The organism is Gardnerella sp. KA00390 (genome assembly GCF_049244075.1).
Classification (GTDB): domain Bacteria; phylum Actinomycetota; class Actinomycetes; order Actinomycetales; family Bifidobacteriaceae; genus Bifidobacterium; species Bifidobacterium vaginale.
Genome location: NZ_CP058372.1, coordinates 1,093,113 through 1,113,423, shown reverse-complemented (window position 1 = coordinate 1,113,423; position 20,311 = coordinate 1,093,113). Strand labels below are relative to the sequence as shown.

Sequence of the window (20,311 nt, the reverse complement as noted above, 5' to 3'; positions counted from 1 at the left end):
GGCTAGTTTTGGCTAGTTTTCCTTCATTTTTCGCTCATTTATAAGCGTTGTAAGTTGCCAAATTTCTTCTCCAACGTCGATTCCGCGTGGGCATTGCCTGGAGCATGCTCGCACAGATTGGCACGCGCTTATGCCGTCGCTAGAATCCGCCAAGTCTAATCTTCGATTAGTGGCGTTATCTCTAGAATCGTTAATAAATCGCGCAGCATTTACAAGTGCTGCAGGTCCAATAAACGCTTCTCCGCCTGCATAGACTGGGCAAATTCCTTCACACACTCCGCACATTATGCAATTGCTTAAAAGCTCAAACTTTGCAAGCTGCTCTGGGTGTTGCAAAAACTCAATAATCGCAAGCTTTCCGCTGCTGTTTCTTGTTTGAACATCTTGCGCTTGCAAATATGGCTCGAGTCTTTTAAGCTGTGCAATCATTGGGGAAAGATCGCAAATAAGATCTCTTTGAATAGGAAAGCCTGAAAGTGGCGCAATCTCAATAATGCCAAAGCTTCCATTTTGGATTAGTGAAGATATTTCTTGAGATTTCACTTGCAGATTGTGATTTTCATCGACTGATGATGTTGTAGTTGGTGTTGCGGTTGCTTGCGATTTTACGCTACCAGTTTTTCTAAAACCGCTTGATCTAACACCTTGAGTTTGCGTATTTTGCCTAGCGTTTTGGGCGATTGTGGCTGTGCAAAGCAAAGTAGGCATGCCGTTTACATTTGCAGCATCCGATCCGCAAACGCCGTGACCGCAAGAGTATCTAAATGCCAAAGTGGGGTCTAGTGTGCGTTTAATTTTAAGCAAGCAGTCTAAAATCGTGTCGTTTTTGCGCGCGCGAATCGTATAATCTTGAATCCAATGTTTTCCGCTTAATGGTTTAGCTGGTAAATCGCCAGAATTTTGCGTTGAAAATGGGCTACTTTTGCGCTTTTTTGCAAAAGGGCTTTCTCGGTGCCTTCTAACTAAACCAGGGGAGTTAGTGGAGGAGATTGGTGCTGAATCGGTGGATGAATCGCCAGCAACCGCGGAGTCGCAAGTAACCGACGAATCGCAAGAATCGTCATTTGGCGTAAAACGAGATACGCGAAAAGTCACAAAAGCTTCATCGCTTGTAGTGCAATCTTGATTATTAGAATGCGCAAAGTTGCGTCTAAAATCGTCAACCATTTGCGCATACCTCCAATTCATATAATTCTAGTTTGCCATAATACTTGCACAGAAATACTTGAGCGAAAATGCAGAAGCAGAAATACTTGAGCGAATCACAGAAGTAGCAAAAATGTTGGCTGCGCCTAACGTTAGGCTTAAATTATGACAGATGCTTTGTTTTTGCTGGATACGAATAAAGACGATGCGCCCGTTCTTGCAAATGGGATTGAAGAAGGGTGGACTCTTAGCTTGCCTCAACATGTTAAAAGGCACGCAATAAGCGCAATGCGACTTTCGGATGGCGATTCGCTAGACCTTTCGGACGGCAAAGGAGTGCGAATTCACGCAACGATTACAGACAGCGAAAACGGCTTAGTTAGAGTAGATTCGTTCATAAAAGAACCAGCGCCAACAACCCGATTAACGCTTATTCAGGCTCTCGCAAAAACGGGTCACGACGAGCAAGCAATAGACATGGCTACCCAAATTGGTGTAGACGAAGTAATTCCTTGGTGCGCAAATAGGTCGATTTCAAAATGGAAGCCAGGGCGCACAGATAAGCGATGGAATCAAGTGCTTGAGGCTGCAACGGAGCAATCGCGCAGAGCGTGGATTCCACAGCTTTTAGAACCAGTTACAAGCAAGCAGATTCTAGCGATTTGTAGGCGTGCATGCGTTTATGGAAGCCTTGTAGTTGTTTTGCATCAAGACGCAACGGATTCTTTTAGTCAAATCGAAAACTACGTAAACGACTTAACGGAAAAATGCTTAAAAGATGGCAAAACGCGCACTGTTTATGTAGTTGTGGGGCCAGAAGGCGGAATTAGCGAAGAAGAAGTGCAAAGTTTTATAGACGCTGGCGCCAAAAGTTGCGTTTTAGGAAGCAATATTTTACGCGCATCTACAGCAGGGCCAGTATGTTTATCGTTGCTTTCTAGAGCACTTGGCAGGTATGAGTAGTAAGCAATTTTTGCAAGCTTTGTGCGTGTTTTGTGTAAAATAGTAAATGGTGTTCGGCAATAAGAATTGCAACAAGAATTGCAATAAGAATTATTGAAAAGTGGGCAAAATAATGGATAAAGCATGCAAAACATACAAAACTGACGACGATTGCATTTTTTGCAAGATAATTGATGGGCAAATCCCAAGCAGCAAAGTGTATGAAGACGATGAAGTAGTGGCTTTTAAAGACATTAATCCGCAAGCCAAGGTGCATGTTTTGATTGTTCCGCGCAATCATTACAAGAATGTTGCAGATCTTGCTCAAAATGATTCTGATGTTTTGGCTCATATTGCATGTGTTGCGCAAAAAATTGCAAACGACTTTTATAATGGCGATTATCGTCTTGTTTTCAACACTGGTTTGGGAGCTGGTCAAACCGTGTTCCATGTTCATGCTCATGTTTTAACAGGCGAAAAACTTGAAGAAGGTAGTTTATAAATCGTGTCAAATAGTACAACGCGTATTGTTCAAATTCCAAGCGAATTAAGACCAGTTGCTGTTTTGGGAGCAGCAGATTCAAACTTAGAGAGAGTTGGAGAAGGCTTTTCCAAGCATAGATATTTCCGTTCACGCGGATTGTGTGAAAATCGTATCTAGAAGCGCAAGAAGTGAGGAAGACGCTTGCAAAGCCGAACACGCGTTGCGCAAAATAGTTGATTGCGCTTACGAAGCTCCTGTTGATTCTTATGCTGTAAAACGCATGTTAGAAAGAGATGTGCTTAAAGGCGCTGAACATAATGTGCGAATCGATAGGATTGGGCACAATGGCGGAGTTTTTGGCGGATTAAAGTCTTTTGGTGCTGGTGCTGGAGATGGGGCTGGCTTTGGCTCTGCTTCAATGGAAAGCGATTTTGCGCGAGATTCTGCCGATTTAATGCCATCTAGTGAAGATGCTAAAAGGCGCGCAATGAGCCGCAAAGCGCGAATGGCTAAAGGCGTTATAACTTTTGCAGGCGGAAATCCTGTTCGCGCAAAAACCGCGGGTCAAACGGCTTATGTGCAAGCAATGGAATCAAATACCGTAACGTTTGGCATTGGGCCTGCTGGTACCGGAAAAACGTATTTGGCGGTTGCTAAGGCGGTTAGAGCTTTAGAAGACGGGCGAGTGCGAAGAATAGTGTTGACTCGCCCTGCTGTAGAAGCTGGGGAAAATCTTGGATTCTTGCCAGGAACACTAAACGATAAAGTAGACCCATATTTAAGGCCGCTTTACGATGCGCTTTCCGACATGTTGGGCGCGCCGCAACTTAAGAGGTATATGGACGAAAACGTTGTGGAAGTGGCTCCGCTTGCATACATGAGAGGTCGCACGCTTAATGACGCTTTTGTTATTTTAGACGAAGCGCAAAATGCTACTGTTCAGCAGCTTAAAATGTTTTTGACGCGTCTTGGATTTAACACAACAATGGTGATTACAGGAGATAGAACGCAAGTTGATTTAGCGGTTCCAAAATCTGGCTTAGCTTCGATTGAAAACGTGCTAAAAGACGTTAAAAGTATTGCGTTTGTTCACTTAAATGCACAAGACGTTGTTAGAGCCGAGCTTGTTGGGCGAATCGTAGAAGCGTACGAAGCTTGGGAAACGCGAGAGGCTGATTTTAGGCGCGAGAAGGCTAGAAATAGGAAAAGTCTTGAGTCGCCAGCAACCGAAGAATCGCCAGCAGCCGCTGAGTCGCCAGAAACCGCAGAATCGCAAAGTCTTGAATCGCAAAATCTTGAGAGGAATAGCAAGTAATCATGAGTGTTGAAGTGATGAACGAAACCGTTTGGCAAATCGACCCAAAAATATTCTCCGACCTTGGAATGTGGGTTTTGCAACAAATGCGAGTAAGCGTTCAATCCGATTTGTCGATTACTTTTGTGGACCCAGAGCCAATCGCTAGTCTTCATGAAAAGTGGATGGACTTAGAAGGTCCTACAGACGTTATGAGTTTTCCAATGGACGAGCTGACTCCTGGAAGCGACGACAAAGTTAGTGAAGGAATGCTTGGAGACCTTGTGATTTGCCCATGGGTAGCATCTCAACAAGCGGCAGCGGCAGGGCATAGCACAATGGAAGAGATGCTATTGCTCACGATTCACGGAATGTTGCATTTGCTTGGCTACGATCACACTACGCCTCAAGAAGAAAAGCAGATGTTCGGCTTGCAAAGACAGCTTTTGCTAACGTTCTTTGCAGCTAGATCTGGCGAACTTTACGACGCCACTTTGCCAGATGGTGCCGTAAATGAGCTGGAAGAATACGAGAAAAATCATGCTAAATAACATTACAATTCCGCCGATTCCCGATTTACCTGCGCATATGTGGGCTTGCTTGGGTGCGATTGCAATAGTCGCAGTTTTGCTTGTGTGGCTTTCGCTTGCAATGGCGGCGGCGGAAGGAGCTGTGCCAAGAGTTACAAGGTCTAGTCTTAATAATCTTATGATTGAAGAGCAAACAAACGATAGCGAAAGTCAAATCGTTCGCTTGAGGAAGCTTGCTAGAATACGCAGAGCAAAAAAGCTTATAGCAGATAGATATGCTACTAGCGGAGCGTGTGCGTTTGTGCGAATCGTGTGTAACGTGCTAGATGGTGTGGCTTTTTCTGCAATCGCGGCGACTCTTGGCGCGCCTCTTTGGTTAACGTTATTAATCGGACTAATAGTGGCAATGATTGTTGCAATTGTTTCCATTCTTGTGCGACCAAGGTCAGTGGGTGCAGCTCAGCCAGTGTTTAAGCTAATGCGCTTGTCTAGAATAGTTTCGATTGCTGTTTTTATGAATCCTTTTGCAAAAATCGCAAGCCGTGGAGATTCGCAAAATCAAAGCCAAAATCATAAGAAAAATGTTGCGCTTTCCGACGACGAAGAGTTGGAAAATATTCAATTAGACCAAGCTAAAGCGAGTATTGATAGGCTCGTGGAAGCAAACGATTTTGACCCAGAAGTTTCGGAAATGATGCGCAATGTGCTTACGCTTTCCGACACGTTGACGCGAGAAATCATGGTTCCGCGAACCGATATGATTTGCGTTAAAAACGATGAGACGCTGGAAAATTTCCTAAAATTATGCTCAAGATCCGGATTTTCTCGCGTGCCTATAATTGGCGAGTCGGTTGACGATTTGGAAGGAATCGCGTATTTAAAGGATGCTGTGCGCGCAACCGTGTTTAATCCAGCGGCATCTTCGCGCGCGGTTTCTACGATTAGTAGAAGTCCAATGCTTGTTCCAGAGTCCAAGCCAGTGGATGATTTATTCCACGAAATGCAGCGAATCCGCCAACACGTTGCCGTTGTTGTAGACGAATATGGTGGAATTGCAGGGCTTGTGACGATTGAAGACGCGATTGAACAAATTGTTGGAGAGCTAGAAGACGAGCACGACCGCACTCAGCACGCGGATCCGCAAGAGGTGAGTAAGGGTGTGTGGAAAATGCCTGCGCGCACGCCAATCGCCGATTTGGAAGATATTTTTGAAGTTCATATAGACGAAGACGATGTAGACACTGTGTTTGGGTTGCTTACCAAGTTGCTTGGAAACGTGCCGATTGTTGGGTCTAGTGCTGTGACGCGAGGTCTTAAACTAACCGCTGTTGATTCTGCTGGGCGGCGCAAGAAAGTCTCCACGATTCTTGTTGAGCGAGATATTCAAGGGCTTAAAGATATTCAAGGTCTCAAAGAAGAAGACGATAGTGGAAAGAGCGGCGGAAAGAGTGATAGCAAGACTGATGGGAAAAACGATGGAAAGACTGATGGAAAAAATGGCGATAAAGATAGTGGCAAAGACAGTGGATCGTCGCAAGTTGCTGGCGATAAATAGTGTTGAATTATGAATGATATGAAAGATGTTAATGATATGAGTGACGATATGGACGATATGGACGATATGGACGATATGGACGATATGAATGACGAAATGTTTGCTAATTTAGATCCTTCCCTAAAAGCTAGCGTAGAAGCGCCCGATTTTAACGGCTATAAATCGGGATTTGTTGCGGTAGTAGGCAGACCAAACGTTGGAAAATCAACGCTTATGAACGCGTTAATTGGAACGCAAATCGCAATCGCGTCTTCTCGCCCAGAGACAACGCGAAAGGCGATTCGCGGAATCTTAACAACTCCAAACGCGCAAATGGTGTTAGTTGATACGCCAGGAATCCACAGACCGCGCACTTTGTTAGGTCAGCGTTTGAACGATATTGTAGACGAGTCTCTTGCAGATGTGGATGCGATTGCTTTCTTGCTTCCAGCAGATCAGGAGATTGGGCCGGGAGATAGAAGAATCTTAAGCCGACTTCGCTCCGACTTTGCTAAAAAAGACGCGTCTGGAAACTGGGTGTGGAAGGTTCCGCTTATTGGAATCGTCACAAAAATTGATTCTATAAGCCGCGATGAGTTGGTGTCTCATTTGATTGAGATTCAACAGTTTGCTGATTTTACAGATATTGTGCCAGTTAGCGCGCTAGAACGCGACAATGTTGACGAAGTGAAGAAGGTTTTGATTGATAATCTTCCAGAAGGTCCAAAGATGTATCCAGACGATCAGCTTAGTGAGGAAAGCCCTTCAAGCATGATTGCGGAGCTGATTCGTGGGGCTTTTCTTGAGGAGCTTGACGACGAGTTGCCACATTCGCTTGCGGTTGTTGTAGATGACATTGTGCGCCCAGGCGATGGGGGTGATGCGCAATATGACGATAATAAAACGCATGTGATTGTGTCGGTGTATGTTGAGCGCGATTCGCAAAAGCCGATTATTATTGGGCGCGGTGCGGAGCATCTTGTGCGTGTTAAGAAGCGTTTGCGCACTGCTGTGAATCGTATTACGGGCGCTAAGGCTGTGCTCGATTTGCATGTAAAGGTTGCAAAGGGGTGGCAGAGCGACCCTAAGAAGCTTGAGCGCTTGGGTTTCTAGCGCGACGACCTGCCTTTTCGCTTAGAGCGTAGCGCGAAAAGGCAATTCGGAGCGCTGAGCTTGCTTAAGGTTGAAAGCACGGTGTGCTTTCAACGCAAGCGAAGACGTTCGCACGGCTAATCCGTGCGAACGAGGACCTGCCTTGTAGTGTGTTTGTACCTAAAATACGGCGTGTCGTCATACAAACGCACTACATGAAGCGTCGTTTTTTCCGCATTTTGTTGCTGATTTTCGTGTGTAGAGCTACAAAAAGCGGGATCGTGTGTAGATACAAAAAACCGCGGAAGACTAGTCAGTTATAAGACCAGTCAACCGCGGTTTTGGGCGATTTGCGAGTTACGCTTTAGGCGCTACTTCTTGCGAATCGTGTACATTTGCGCGTTGAGCAATGCAGAATACTTCTTAATAACGCGCGGGCGAATAATCTTCATAGAAGCCGTCATTAAGCCGTTTTCTTGAGTAAACTCTTCTGGCAGAATAATGAACTTTCGCACAGATTCCGCGCGCGATACGCCCTCGTTTGCAATATCCACAAACTTTTGGACTTCCGCACGCACAACCGCGTTATTTACGGCGTCTTCCATGCTCATAGTCTCGTCCAAACCCTTGGTTTTAAGCCAATTGCGTAAAATCTCCTCGTCTAAAGTCACAAGAGCAGATATGAATGGCCTCTTATCTCCAAGAACAAGAGCTTGAGACACAAGCTCGCAACGCTTAATCACTTCTTCAATAGGACCAGGAGCCACATTCTTGCCGCCAGCAGTAATGATCAAGTCCTTCTTGCGACCAGTAATGTAAAGCATGCCATCGTCGTCAATTCTGCCCAAATCGCCAGTAGCATACCATCCGTCTTCTGTAAACGAAGTTTCGGTCGCCTCTTCATTCTTGTGATACTTCTTAAACACGCAAGTGCCCTTAGTTTGCACTTCGCCATCTTTAGCAATTCGCAAAGTGAAAGCTGGGAAAGCAATGCCAACAGAGCCTTCACGGAATGGAACGCCAATAGGAGTAAACGCGCACGGGGCAGTGGTTTCTGTAAGACCATAGCCCTCGTAAACTGGCACGCCTGCGCCGCGGAAGAACGCTAGCAGCTCTGGATCCAGTGGTGCACCGCCAGCAACAATCCAGCGCGCACGCCCACCAAGCGCTTGGCGAATCGGGCGGTAAACCAGTGGATCGTAAGCAGCGCGGCGAGCCTTTGTTAGCGCCTTAGCATCTCCAGAATCCTGAACTTCCTTCATGTATTGCTGAGCCGTAACAACAGCCCCCTGGAAAGCAAGTCCCTTAGCACCATGACCTGCCTTTTGCGAAGCTGCGTTATACACTTTTTCGAGCACGCGCGGAACAACAATCATAACAGTTGGTTTTGCGACTTGAAGGTCGGATATAAGCGTTGTAATGCCTTGCGCAATGTAGATTCTAAGCGTGCTCGCCACAACAATATAGTTGATTGCGCGCGCAAACGAATGGGCTTGAGGTAAGAATAGAAGCACAGAACCGTTAGGCTCGCTAAGCAAGTCCGGCAAGTAAGTTGGCAAGTTTAACGCGGTTGTGCAGTAATGCTCATGCGTCATTTCCACGCCTTTTGGCGCAGCTGTAGATCCAGAAGTGTACACAATAGAGCACAAGTCGGTTTTTTTAACCGAGTCAATTCGCTCGTCTAGTTCTTCATCGCTAACGGAGTATTCAAAGGCTTGTAGTTCCGCCAATCCGCCTGTTTCTATGCAAATAATGCGCTCAAGGCTCGGGCATTCTTCAATAGCTCCTTCTGCATTGTCTTTCATTTCAGTTGTGCCAACAATCAAAAAGCGCGAATCGGAGTTATTTACAATGTTGCGAATTTGCTCAGCGGAGTCCGTGTCGTAAATTGTAGCCAGAACGCCTCCGCAAGCCATAACCGCAGCGTCAACAACATCCCACTCATACGAGGTTTTGCACATTAACGCAACAGCGTCGCCTTTGCGCAATCCATAGTGAATCAAGCCTTTTGCGGCTTTTCTAACTTCTGTAAGGAACTGGTTGGCTGTTTTTGTAACCCATTCATCGTTTTCTTTGTATGTGTAAAGTGGATCATCTCCCATTCTTGCTGCCCTGTCTGCATACAAGTCGTAGATGCTTGTGCCTTCGTCTAATGGCGGATTTCCGTCCGTTTTTGTGGTTAGCAAGCCAGTTTGTGGGTCTAGGAAAGTGGTGGTTTGTAGTTGAGAACCCCATTCGTCTACTCGTGGAAGATACTGATTTTGCTGAAGCAGATTATTCTGTTTATTCTGTGATCCGTCTTGCTGATCTTGTGGAATAGAATAGTCTGGTTCTCCTGCGATGTCGTCGCTTACTGGGTGCGCGAAGTTGCTGCCAATTTGCAATGCCTTACGAGCAAGATTGAAAGCTTGCTGCTGGAGTGTATTTAGGACGGACACATCTGCTCCTTAATTTTGCTAAATGCTTAAATTTGCTAATTTATTTTGGTTAAATCAGCTTGTTTCGAGCACATATTTGTTATGCGCCTTTGACTATATATACATGATAATCGTTGGTGTGATTCAAGTCACCTTTTGGTGTTGGATTTGACTTTAGACTTTATCTGTCTAAGTGTTTTTATAGACTAGATAAGTTGCTTTGGCGAGGGAATAACACTGCGATACTTGCGATAGGCGCTTTGCGATTCGTTGGTTGCTTGCGATTGTTGTGTAAGTTCCGTTATCGACTGGGCTGATAGCCAACTTATGGTGGTTTTCGGCGCGTCGGTGCGCCTGAAGCTGGATTTAAATAAGATTATCCGCATAATCCAGACCATAAGGAGACCGATATGGCTACAAAGATTACACTTGAAGGCGAAGTTCGCAATGAATTCGGTAAGGGCGTTGCTCGCCGTTTGCGTGTTGCCAATTTGATTCCAGCCAGCATTTACGCTGGTGGTGCTGAGCCTGTACACGTGACTCTTCCAATGAGAGAGACTACTCTTTCTCTTCGTCACGCAAACGCTTTGTTTACCATTAAGTTTGGCAATGAATCACGAATCGCAGTTGTTAAGGACGTTCAGCGCAACCCTGTTAAGCGCATCGTTGAGCACATTGACTTCTACGAGGTTAAGGCTGGCGAAAAGATTGACGTTGAGGTGCCAGTGTTTGTTGAAGGTACTCCAAAGGGTGCTGCTGTTGCATTCGTAGACGTTCAGGAGCTTAAGGTTCGCGCAGACGTTGCCAACTTGCCAGAGCGCTTGGTGGTTAATGTTGACGGCTTGACCGATGGCACCAAGGTGTTTGCTAAAGATGTTAAGCTTCCTGAGGGCGTTGTGCTCGACATGGATGGCGAAGAGTCTGTTGTTAGCGTCACTGTTCCAGAAGATGCTGCTACAGAAGAGCCAGCTGCCGCTCCTGCTGCAGATGCTGCTGCTCCTGCAGCCGAAGCTCCTGCAGCCGAGTAAGGTTTTGCTTAGGATTTTCTAAGATTTTACAAGCCGCGCGTAGTCAAGATTTTCTTGGCTTGCGCGGTTTTTTTGAAAAATCGAGAATCTCTACCAAGCATGGTATTTCACTTAGTACAAGAAACACCAAAAACACAGAAATTGCAATGCTTATGGGGGGGGGTATCCATAGCTTGTGCTTAAATAACAAAGGTTAAGTATTTTTTTTGGAGTGCACTGGTTACTAAACATTGCCGTATGTTGTGTATTTTGATTGTTGAATACTAAACGTGCATGTTGATTCTATGTGCTAGATGTAACGGAGTTTGGGAGTCGAATTGGCTAGAACTAAAAATAGTGGTAGTGACGTTTTAAGCATTAAATCTGCTAAGCATAAGAGTGTTTCTGGCGACACTAAGAACGCTAATAACGTTAAGAGCGCTAAGAAAAATGCTAAGGCTGCTAAGCGTTCTTCCTCGTCTACTGCTACTAGTGCTTCTGGTCATCGCCTTGGCGTTGCAGCTGTAGCTTTAGCGTCTACATTGTCTATGGTGTTGCCTGGCGCAGCGGCTTTAGCTAGGACTTCTTTTAACCCTGATTCTTTTGATCCGTCTTATGTAAATAGTGTTGCTAAGACTTCTGGCAAAGGTGCTGGGAATGGCGCCGGCAAAGGCTCTGGTAATGGCAAGGACGATGGAAACGGCTTATATAAGAATGGATTGCTTAACACGGGTGCTCCTTCTGATCGCACTACGCGCCATATGTTTGATTCTGTTAAATATTTAGCTAAAAATACTGATTCTAATGCTATCGCTGAAGGCGTTGAGAATCAGGAAACGGTTGCTGGCGATTCTTCCGTAGGTGTTAAGGATTCTGGCGAATATTTTGTTACAAATGGCGATTCGTCTTCGCCTTCAAATCGTTCTTTTGATACTAATAATTTTGAGGATAGATCTGCTACTAATAGTGCCGATAATAGTGCTACTAAGACTGCGACTAAGAGTGAGCAAGATACAGCAAGTTCTGAGATTACAAAACCTGTAAAATCTGCGAAGAAGTCAGATACAACGCAGACTAAGGATGAGAAAACCAATCCAGCTGAAACTGGTAAAGTCGCGGAGAAGCCAAAGTCGAACGCGTCTGTACATGCACATAAAACGACTGAAAAGCCAACTGCTGCAAAACCTAAAGTTGAAAATTCTGTAAAGCCAGCAGATACAAAGGCTTCATACACAAAGCCGGCTGCTGCTCCTGCAGCGAAGCAATCTGCACAACCAGAAACTTCACAGCCTGCAAGTGCAAAGACTGTTGCGAAGACGGAACCAGAGGCAAAGGCTGAACCAAATCAGAATACAGCGCAGACTGAACACGCTGAAAATCAGCAGCCTGCAAATGCGCAGTCTGGAAATGCTGAAAGCTCGAAGCCTGCTATAGAGCATAATACAAACGCACAACCTTCAAGCACTCACGAAGAAAATGCGAATACAGTAAATGATGCAAATAAGCCAAAAGTGCGTTCTCGTAGGAGTGTTGATGAAAGTGCAAACGGTTCTAACAAGGGGAGTAGTGTAACTCCTGCAAGTAATGCGCCTGAAACTCCGTCTGCTTCTGCACCTTCAGCAGGTACAGAATCTAGCGCTGGTGCTGGAAATACAGCGAGCCCAAGTGCAGAAGGCAATGGCAATGCTCAAGGGGGGCAAGGTGCGCAAGGGCAAAGTGCAGAAAATCCAACTGCACAAGGCACTGCACAAGGTTCGCATGATAATGCGCAAGGTGCAGTTACAGGTACAGACGTCACTGGCAAAGATAAAAGCGCTACGCCTTCACCTGCTTCACCTGCTTCTACACCGACCGCTGGCACACAGAACACTGGCACAACAACTAATAACGCAGCAACTGATCCAAATAGCCAGGTAATTAAGCCGAATACTGGTAACCAAGAGGCTAAGACCATAGAGAAGGCCAACGAACAGGTACAAACCGACAAAAAGCCAACAGCTACATATAATTTGCAAATTCGCTATACGATTGGCGGCGCTCCAAATAAGCAGCTTGTGCAGCCGTACGAGCTTACGATTGACGAAAATCAGCTAAATAAGCTTAGTGATCCTAAAAATTATGTGTATGTTAAGCTTCCAAAGTCTGCAGGATATAACCCTGCCGTATATCATAGTGGCAATTACCAGTACTACATTGAAAAAAGTAAAGGCAAGTATGTTATTGATGATGGCATGCATGCGGATGCTGATCGCTACTTACGTCTAAACAAAGATCTTATTAAAGAATACGCTGTAAAGAAAAGGCAGGTTGTTGGAGGTAACAACAGCGACCAAACTTCGCAGAATCCATCGTCTTCGCAAGCATCAGCAGAAGATGGAATTCAGTACTATGGCGAGTTGAACATAAACTATGCTCCTAAAACAGCTAAATATTACATTCGCCACATGCTGCAAGATGCTGATAATAGAAATGAATTCAAAGAAGATAAAAATGTATCAGGCGTTAAGACCATTACGGTAGGTGGCGAGCAAATTCACGTTACCGAAGTTACTGGCACAGTCGGATCTAATGTAAGCGCTGTTTCTGTGTATATTCCAGGCTACGAGCCAGAGCACAATTTGATTAGCTCGCCTCTTTCGGATTCCGAAGACGAAAAAGACAAGCTTGTTTTGAACCTTCGCTACTACCGTAAGGCTTACGACGTTACTTACGATTCTGCTGGCGGCACAGATATTACTGCTCAAAAAGTGTATTACAAGCAAAATGTGCCACCAGTTACAAACCCAACTAAGCGCGGCTACACGTTTAAGGGCTGGCATATTGTTGACCCTGCTGAAAGCACAGCAAATACGCAAAACGTTAATTTTGATGCTAGCTCTCCAATGCCAGATCACGATGTTAAGCTTCGCGCAATTTGGGAAGAGAATAAAACCACCAGCTACCGCGTGAGTGTGTGGGTGCAGAAGGCGGATTTAGTAGACAAAAAGAATCCAGATTCGCGTGCAAACTACGACTTTGTTGGTCTTGTTGAGCGTACGAATGTTAAGACTGGCAGCAGCGTTGATCTTGATAACATGAGCGATTCTGGCGTTGCTAATGATCCTACTCGATTAAGCGGAACGAATGAGAATAATGCTATTGATAATTCTGAGCTTGGCTTAACTAAAGAAGAGTTGCAAGGCAGAAATTCTGACCACAAAGATGGCTTAATTGCAAAGTTCAACTGGATGAACGATACGCCTGTAACAAGCTTAGACGAGTACAATACTGAGAATCCTGATGATCAAAAAAATTATACTGTAGATTCTAATGGCGAAAGAGTTTATAAAGATAACTTCACGCGCTATTTCTATGTGAATAAAAAGCTTACGGGTGACTCGAATAATAGCAAAAAAACTCTTAAAGCTAACGACTTAGATAATAATTTTGACTTAGTCTACGATCGCAAAGAGTACGAGCTTATTTTTGCTGCTCCTAAGAACAGTAATAATGGTATGGGCGGCAATAATGCTGTTATAAATAAAAAGAACAGCAAAGGTGAGATAATTAGCTACTGCTACGCTGGCGGCGGTGATTGTTCAGATAAATTAGACAATAAGTCTACTTACACGTATGGTAATAGTTTTAATAAAGTAACTAACAAAGTTGATCATAATGGTTACCGTGTAAAGGTTCGTTACGGTCAGAGTCTTACTGATTTTTGGCCTAATTCAGATGAAGTAGACTTTATGGATGATGGTAACACTTCTTCATTAGGTTTTGTGATTGGTGGAAATGCTGGTGGAGGTACTTATGGTACATATCGTGATACTCCTCCATTCCGTTTAACGAAAGAAGAATTTGTTGATCCAAAATTCCATTGGATGTATGGCAAGGGCACAGCTCCGCAGATTAGTGACGACCCTGCAGATAAAAATGCGTCAAAGTATACTGTAAAAGATGATCAGCGCCTACTTATTCTTGATTCCTGTAATAATTCTAAACGACTTCAAGCTGCTCCTATACAGGTAATCATTAAAAAACAGAGCATTGCATCTGCAAAAAATGGCGATACTGGCGATGATATTAAGTATGAGCTTTCTACAGATTCCTATAGTAAGGATGATACTAGCAGTGGTGATTATGTGTTTCCTCCGTCTTCTATTGCAGGCTTTGAGTCAAAAATAACTGGTCTTAAACCTGCAAACAGTAATCGTGAAGATGGTGTTAAGGTTGGGAAAAGTCTCGATGCTGATGACTTCTATGAAAAAGTACGTGATCTTTATGAAGAAGTAACAGGTGAAGACGCTCCAGACGATGCTCCAGAAGAAGGAAATGATGGCGATTTTCCTGTCCCTGATTATTCTTGTGACGAAGACGATGAATATGGAGGACTTGCTCTTAAAAAGTTAAATGATGAGATTGCTAGAAGACTTAAAACTGATCCAGCATATAAGAAATATTACGAGTTTAAAAAGAAGTATCATCTTGAGTTCCGTCGCTACTTCGCTGGCATTGAAAAAAAGCTTAATTTTGGTGATGAGGTTAAGTGTAGAGAATTTGAGTCTGATAATATAGTAACTCTCGAGTACGACCGCAAGAAGTACGCTGTGCAGTTTTATAATGCGGACGGCAATGCTATAACAAAAGATAATGTCGCTGCTACAGAAGAACTGCCGTATGAGTATAGCTTGTCTAAGCGCGGCAATGCTAAATTGACTGGCGAAGACGAAAAGCTATACTATGACGGTGGCAAAGTTACGTCTTACGATGCTTCTGTAACTAAAGACAATGCTGATACGTCTAAGCAGTTCGATGGCAAGTACACTTTCACGCTTAATGGTACTAAGTACTCCATCGTTCGCCCTGCTGATTTGCCAAAAGACTACGTGTTTAAAGGCTGGGCTGTTGATCAAGCCGGTATTCATCTTATAAATGGCAAGATAAATGACAATAGTGAAGGTACTGAAGGTGACGGCAAAGCTAAAGGCGAAACTAAAGATTTTACAATGCCAGTTAACGGCATTAAGCTTTACGCTGCGTGGGGTAAGCCAGAAGGCGTTAAGCACACTGTAACGTTTGATTACAATATGCCTGAAATTGACAAAAACGGCAATGAGGTAGCTGACACAAACGTAGTTAAGGAAAAGCAGATCGATCGCTACCTTCCTATTGACGAAAATAAATTAGGCACTCCAACGCGCAAGGGCTACGACTTCTACGGCTGGGAGCTTGCTAAAAAGGGCAATGAAACATTAACGAATCATACTCCGTACGCTTTTGGCAACAAGGTAGTAGAAGATATAACGCTTAAGGCCGTGTGGATTAAGGATACTCGCTACAACGGTACTTTTAAGCACATATTCTTAAAGCCAGGCGTAACGTTTAAGCAGTATAACGATGCTAAAACTACTCACACGGAAGCCGCGCTTGTAGATCACATTTCTACTCAAACGGTTTCCGGCTTGCGCGAGCATTTGCGCTATAATGCGGAAGCAGTCTACAGTGACGAAACGCACTTCCCAGATAAGCATTTCACAAGCTTTGAAGCATCGAGCGATGAGAAGCAGAATACTGGCGAGTTTATTTACCAAACGTACAATACGCGCAAGTATAAGGTAAAGTATATTGATCAAAACGGCAAGGAGCTTCTTCCAGAAAGCGAAGTCAGCTCTGTAAATAGAAACTATGACGTAGCATTCTACAAGCCGATTGAAGGCTTTATGCCGGAAACTACGCAGAAGAATATTACTTATACTACTGATAACGAAGGTAAGCAGACTAACGGTATCCCTACAGTCACCTTCAAGTATAAAGACGTTCGCGTGCTTAAGCGCCAGGACGATAATCAGTCTCGCCCAACCAACTACACGCGCTACGTGTTCAAAGTGGATGATAATCAAAGCTCTATGGGGAGCATTGTTGACTGGCAGAACAAGGATGTAGCTGACGGCTCTGCTCTTGTGTACGATGCGATTAAGGGCACGAAGGCATACCAAATGCCGCTGCCTCAAGATCCAGTTGCAAAGCCAGGCTACGAGTTTGCAGGCTGGACTTCGAAAATCGGTTCGTATGATGCTGGCTCTACGAAGCTTCAGTATGCTGATGGCGTAAGTCGCTTGCCGATTCGCTCCGAAGAGCAGAACAGTCCTGAGGTAATTTACACTGCTAAATTCAAGCTAAAAGCTCCTGTTGCTGCAGCTCCGCAAGTGCTTAAGCCAACTGAGAATATTAGTATTGCAAATAGTGATGATGCTAAGAAGCTTATAACGAATGCTGGTGATTATCCAGATGGTGCTAAGTTCAGCTTTGCTGATGGTGAAAAGTTTGACAATACTCCAGGCTTGCACAAGATTAAAGTGCAAGTGAAGCTTGGTGATAACAGTGCTGAAGCTGAAGTGCTGTACCGCGTGCTGCCAGATTTGGTGTACGCAAGCGATTGGGATAAGTTTAAGACTAGCGACTACGGCAAAGCGCATATTGACGAGTATGCGCCGATTACTTTTACCGGCAAGAATGATGAAGGCACTATTGTTGGTCACGATGGAGATAATGCTAATCATCCTGCTGGCGGAGAAACTACTCTTACTGCGTACGTTTATAAGGGTAAGGAAGTTAGAATCCGCGTGCCGCAAGCCTTCGGTAAGGATCACGGTCAAGATAATTACTACTATGTGTTCAAGGGCTGGGCAACGGAAGTTGTAAAGCCTACTGCCGAGACGCCTAAGCCAGAGCAGAAGTTTGATATAGATTCTGAAAGCCGTTATAAAGATATTACGGTGAAAGTTGATGCTGGCAAAACTTACACCGCTGTTTACAAGAAGATTGAATACTTCTCTAGCACTTCTGACGGTGGTGAAGTTCCTAAGGATGCTGTAGTCGCAATCTTCAAGCCTGCTCCAGGGCGATTGTGGAAGGATGGCACAAGCGGCCCTAAAGTGTTCTACGTAAAGAAGGGTACTGATCTTGAGAAGATTACAAAAGAAGGAAGTGGCGCATTAGCTTGGCTTAATAATCAGCTAACTGGCGCTAAGGGAACTTGGTCTCGAAGCAGCATGCTTAACGACGGTAAGAAGGTTGATTCAATTCCAAATGTCGCTGACTCTACTGACAAGTGGAAAGTCAATGAACCATTCCAAGAGTTCGTGGCAGATCAAACCCCTTGGACAGAACCAACAGTGCAGACTGATTACTTGGTCGCTGTGCAAGATAAGCCTGACACGCTTCCAAAGTTAACCGATTTTATAACTAATATGCCTCAACTCAAAGCAGATGCTGCTACGAATAATGGCGTAGAAGACATAAAAGTCGAATATGATTTACCAACTGAAGCTGAACAAAATACATTAAAGCAGAAGATGCTTAAGAAACCTGCTTTGTACACTGTTCCTTTGAAAGTTACAGTTAAGTATAAGGATGCAGCAGATTACAAGACTTATAGACTTGTAGGACGCTTAAAGGTGATTTACCAGTTGATGTACGATAAGAGCCTACCGAAACCAGATAGTACTCAGCCTTCACATCAGCCTGGCGATACTAATCCTCTTACGGGTGTTGCTGCAGAGCGTGATCTTGTTCTCAATAAGGATAAGTATGTTAAGGTCAACTTTATAAATGCCAATCAAGTTGATCATAAAGATCAGGGCAGCCTTGATAAAGATACTACTAAGCTGTACTACGTTCTTAAAGACGATGTTACGGGCGTAAAAGCTCCGCAAGCTGTTGGCAAGGATTATGACGCTGATGGATACCATTACGTGTTCAAAGGCTGGAGGAAGCTTGAGAATTTTGTTGATAATGATAATTCTGATGCTCGTTCGCGTGCAAGAAGAAGCTTAGCAAATCAACCTGAAATTCCTGTCACTACTTTGATGGTAAGTGAACCAGCATCTGCAACTAGCGTTGATGTGCAAAACGCGAATGGTGAAAAGTTGTTAACGAATGATGAGATTCGCAAATTAAAGTACTCTGAAAATACTACATACCAAGCAGTGTATGAAAAGGTGATGAACATCATCGACGCGAAGAGTAATGAGAAAATTCCAGATAACTACGTGCCGTATGTGTTCTTACCAGCTTTCGGAAGGAAGTGGGATGATGGCTCATACAAACCGAAAGTTATCTACTTTAAGTCCGATAGTACTACATATGAAAATGACGTTAATAATAAAACTAATGAGTTAAAGCAACAGCTTAAGGGCTTTAGCAAGTGGGAAGTTTATGATGCAGGCAACAAACCTGTTCCGTTAACTGACACAAATAAGAATAGACAAATTCGCGTATATGTTGCAAATCAGATTGCTGATATGCCTGTGAATGTATCTCAGTTTGTTAAGAGTGTTGGAGACGAAGTTCCTGCTCCTGATGAGCTTGTGTCTGGTGTTGATCCTAATAACCTAGAGATTGCGGGCATGCATGGTGCGGGTGTAGCTTATTCTTCCGGTGCCAATTCCGTTCGTATTGCAAAGCCGGGCATTACTACTGTTAGAGTGAGGGTTGAAACATCTGATCCAAATAAGAAGGGTGCAAAGATAGTACGTTATGAAAATGTACCTATTCAAGTGCTTCCGAATGTGATTGCAGAGAGAGATTTACCTTCAAGTAACAGTCAAGCAGGAAAGTTTATTTTAGAAAACTACACAAAGGTAACGTATGTAGCTGGCAATGGCGGAACTATGCAGTCACGAGTACATACATACTGGGTGCGTAAAGATAGAATATCTGAAATAAATAATTATATTCCAGACGTTCTTGCTAACAAAGGTTACATATTCAAGAATTGGATGAAGTATCTTACTCTAAACATATTGATACCATCTATAACAGTGCTGATAACCACAAATCAACTGATATTGAGCGTGAAACATTAGCTAAGATTGCTGAACGCTATGGCATGTCGTTTACAGCTAATGTAATCCGCAAATCTAAGAATTCTACATTTGCGGCTATAAAGAATATTCTTGCTGAAGCTATAAATAACGAGAATATGAGTTATGAAGCAAGTCGTAATAGATTGGCTATTGTTGCTGAAACATTAGGAAAGTCATATACGGCAAAAATAATTCGTAATTCACAACACTCAACTATTGAAGCTTTGAAGAATTTACTTGTACAAGCTGGTATTACTGACGCTGATATTGCAATGGTATTCCCAGAAAGCGAAACCATTATTACTGCAAACTTCGAGAAGATGGCTCCTATGAAGTTTAAGTTTAGTGGTTCTGCTCGCGAGGGTATTCTAACGAACTTCAGATTGCAAAACATGACTGAAGGAGATGTTAATAACACAACGGTTACAGTAGATGGCAAGACATTAACTATTAACGAGTTAGTTGCTCAAGGCTTGACTTCTGTAAACGGCATTAACGCAAATTGCGCTGGTACTGAATGCAAGATTTCTGGCACGCCTAAGATTGTTGACGGCAAGCCGAAAGTTGAGCTAACGTTTACTACTACCGATAAGTATGGTCGCGAAGCGGAAATTACTGTTGAAATTGATGTGATTTCTGAGAGCAAACCTGCTCCAACGCCTGTGCTGCCAGCTCCTACACCAGCTCCGTCAAAGCCAGAAGAAGAGCCAAGACAAGAAGAATATCCGATGCCAGAATCATATCCGTATATTCTAATGCCTGAATCTCCTTTGACTGAAGTCGTACCTGAACAGGCTACGGAACCGAAGCAAAAAACAGAGCCAGAAGCTGTGAAGGATACTGCAAAACAGCCGTCAGAAGCTCTGCCTCAAACGGGTAGTGACGTTACACAGTCCGCGTTAATCGCCAGCTTGTTGGCATCTGTTGGTTTAGCTGGATTTGCTGCTAAGCATCGCAGACGTAAGAACGAAGATAACGAAAGTTGATTTGTTGAGTCGAGGGTGGTGACTAAAATA

At 44.0% G+C, this 20,311-nt stretch carries 8 protein-coding genes and 2 pseudogenes; 8 read left to right on the top strand and 2 right to left on the bottom strand.

The window, feature by feature from the left end; genetic code table 11:
• Positions 1–12 precede the first annotated feature (12 nt).
• A complete protein-coding gene (locus HXT53_RS04405) occupies positions 13–1,167 on the bottom strand; it encodes a succinate dehydrogenase/fumarate reductase iron-sulfur subunit (protein ID WP_421780710.1) in 1,155 nt (384 codons plus the stop codon).
• A 144-nt stretch (positions 1,168–1,311) separates the two neighbouring features.
• Between HXT53_RS04405 and HXT53_RS04400 the strand changes: the two genes are divergently transcribed.
• From HXT53_RS04400 to era, 6 genes and pseudogenes are all read left to right on the top strand, one after another.
• Positions 1,312–2,109, top strand: a complete 798-nt coding sequence (locus tag HXT53_RS04400; RefSeq protein WP_004114863.1) for a 16S rRNA (uracil(1498)-N(3))-methyltransferase — start codon at positions 1,312–1,314, stop codon at positions 2,107–2,109.
• A 112-nt stretch (positions 2,110–2,221) separates the two neighbouring features.
• A complete protein-coding gene (locus HXT53_RS04395; protein WP_004114864.1) occupies positions 2,222–2,590 on the top strand; it encodes a histidine triad nucleotide-binding protein in 369 nt (122 codons plus the stop codon).
• A gap of 3 nt (positions 2,591–2,593) precedes the next feature.
• A pseudogene (locus HXT53_RS04390) lies at positions 2,594–3,887 on the top strand (PhoH family protein).
• A 2-nt stretch (positions 3,888–3,889) separates the two neighbouring features.
• Positions 3,890–4,417: an rRNA maturation RNase YbeY gene (ybeY, locus tag HXT53_RS04385; protein ID WP_004124548.1), complete on the top strand. Its 528-nt coding sequence runs from the start codon at positions 3,890–3,892 to the stop codon at positions 4,415–4,417.
• On the top strand, positions 4,407–5,951 hold the full coding sequence (locus HXT53_RS04380) for a hemolysin family protein (protein ID WP_101887940.1): 1,545 nt from the start codon (positions 4,407–4,409) through the stop codon (positions 5,949–5,951). Before ybeY ends, HXT53_RS04380 begins: the two co-directional genes overlap by 11 nt.
• Before the next feature lie 9 nt (positions 5,952–5,960).
• Positions 5,961–7,043 carry a GTPase Era gene (era, locus tag HXT53_RS04375; RefSeq protein ID WP_421780020.1) on the top strand — a complete coding sequence of 361 codons (1,083 nt, stop codon included), beginning with the start codon at positions 5,961–5,963 and terminating at the stop codon, positions 7,041–7,043.
• 350 nt (positions 7,044–7,393) lie between these two features.
• Here era and HXT53_RS04370 read toward each other — a convergent pair whose 3' ends face one another.
• Positions 7,394–9,460 carry an AMP-dependent synthetase/ligase gene (locus tag HXT53_RS04370; protein ID WP_421780018.1) on the bottom strand — a complete coding sequence of 689 codons (2,067 nt, stop codon included), beginning with the start codon at positions 9,458–9,460 and terminating at the stop codon, positions 7,394–7,396.
• Between the two features lie 389 nt (positions 9,461–9,849).
• On the opposite strand from HXT53_RS04370, the gene HXT53_RS04365 reads away from it, so the two are divergent.
• Together HXT53_RS04365 and HXT53_RS04360 are read left to right on the top strand one after the other, a co-directional pair.
• On the top strand, positions 9,850–10,467 hold the full coding sequence (locus HXT53_RS04365; protein ID WP_004113089.1) for a 50S ribosomal protein L25/general stress protein Ctc: 618 nt from the start codon (positions 9,850–9,852) through the stop codon (positions 10,465–10,467).
• 317 nt (positions 10,468–10,784) lie between these two features.
• Positions 10,785–20,281 (top strand): annotated as a pseudogene (locus HXT53_RS04360) (InlB B-repeat-containing protein).
• Positions 20,282–20,311: the final 30 nt, after the last annotated feature.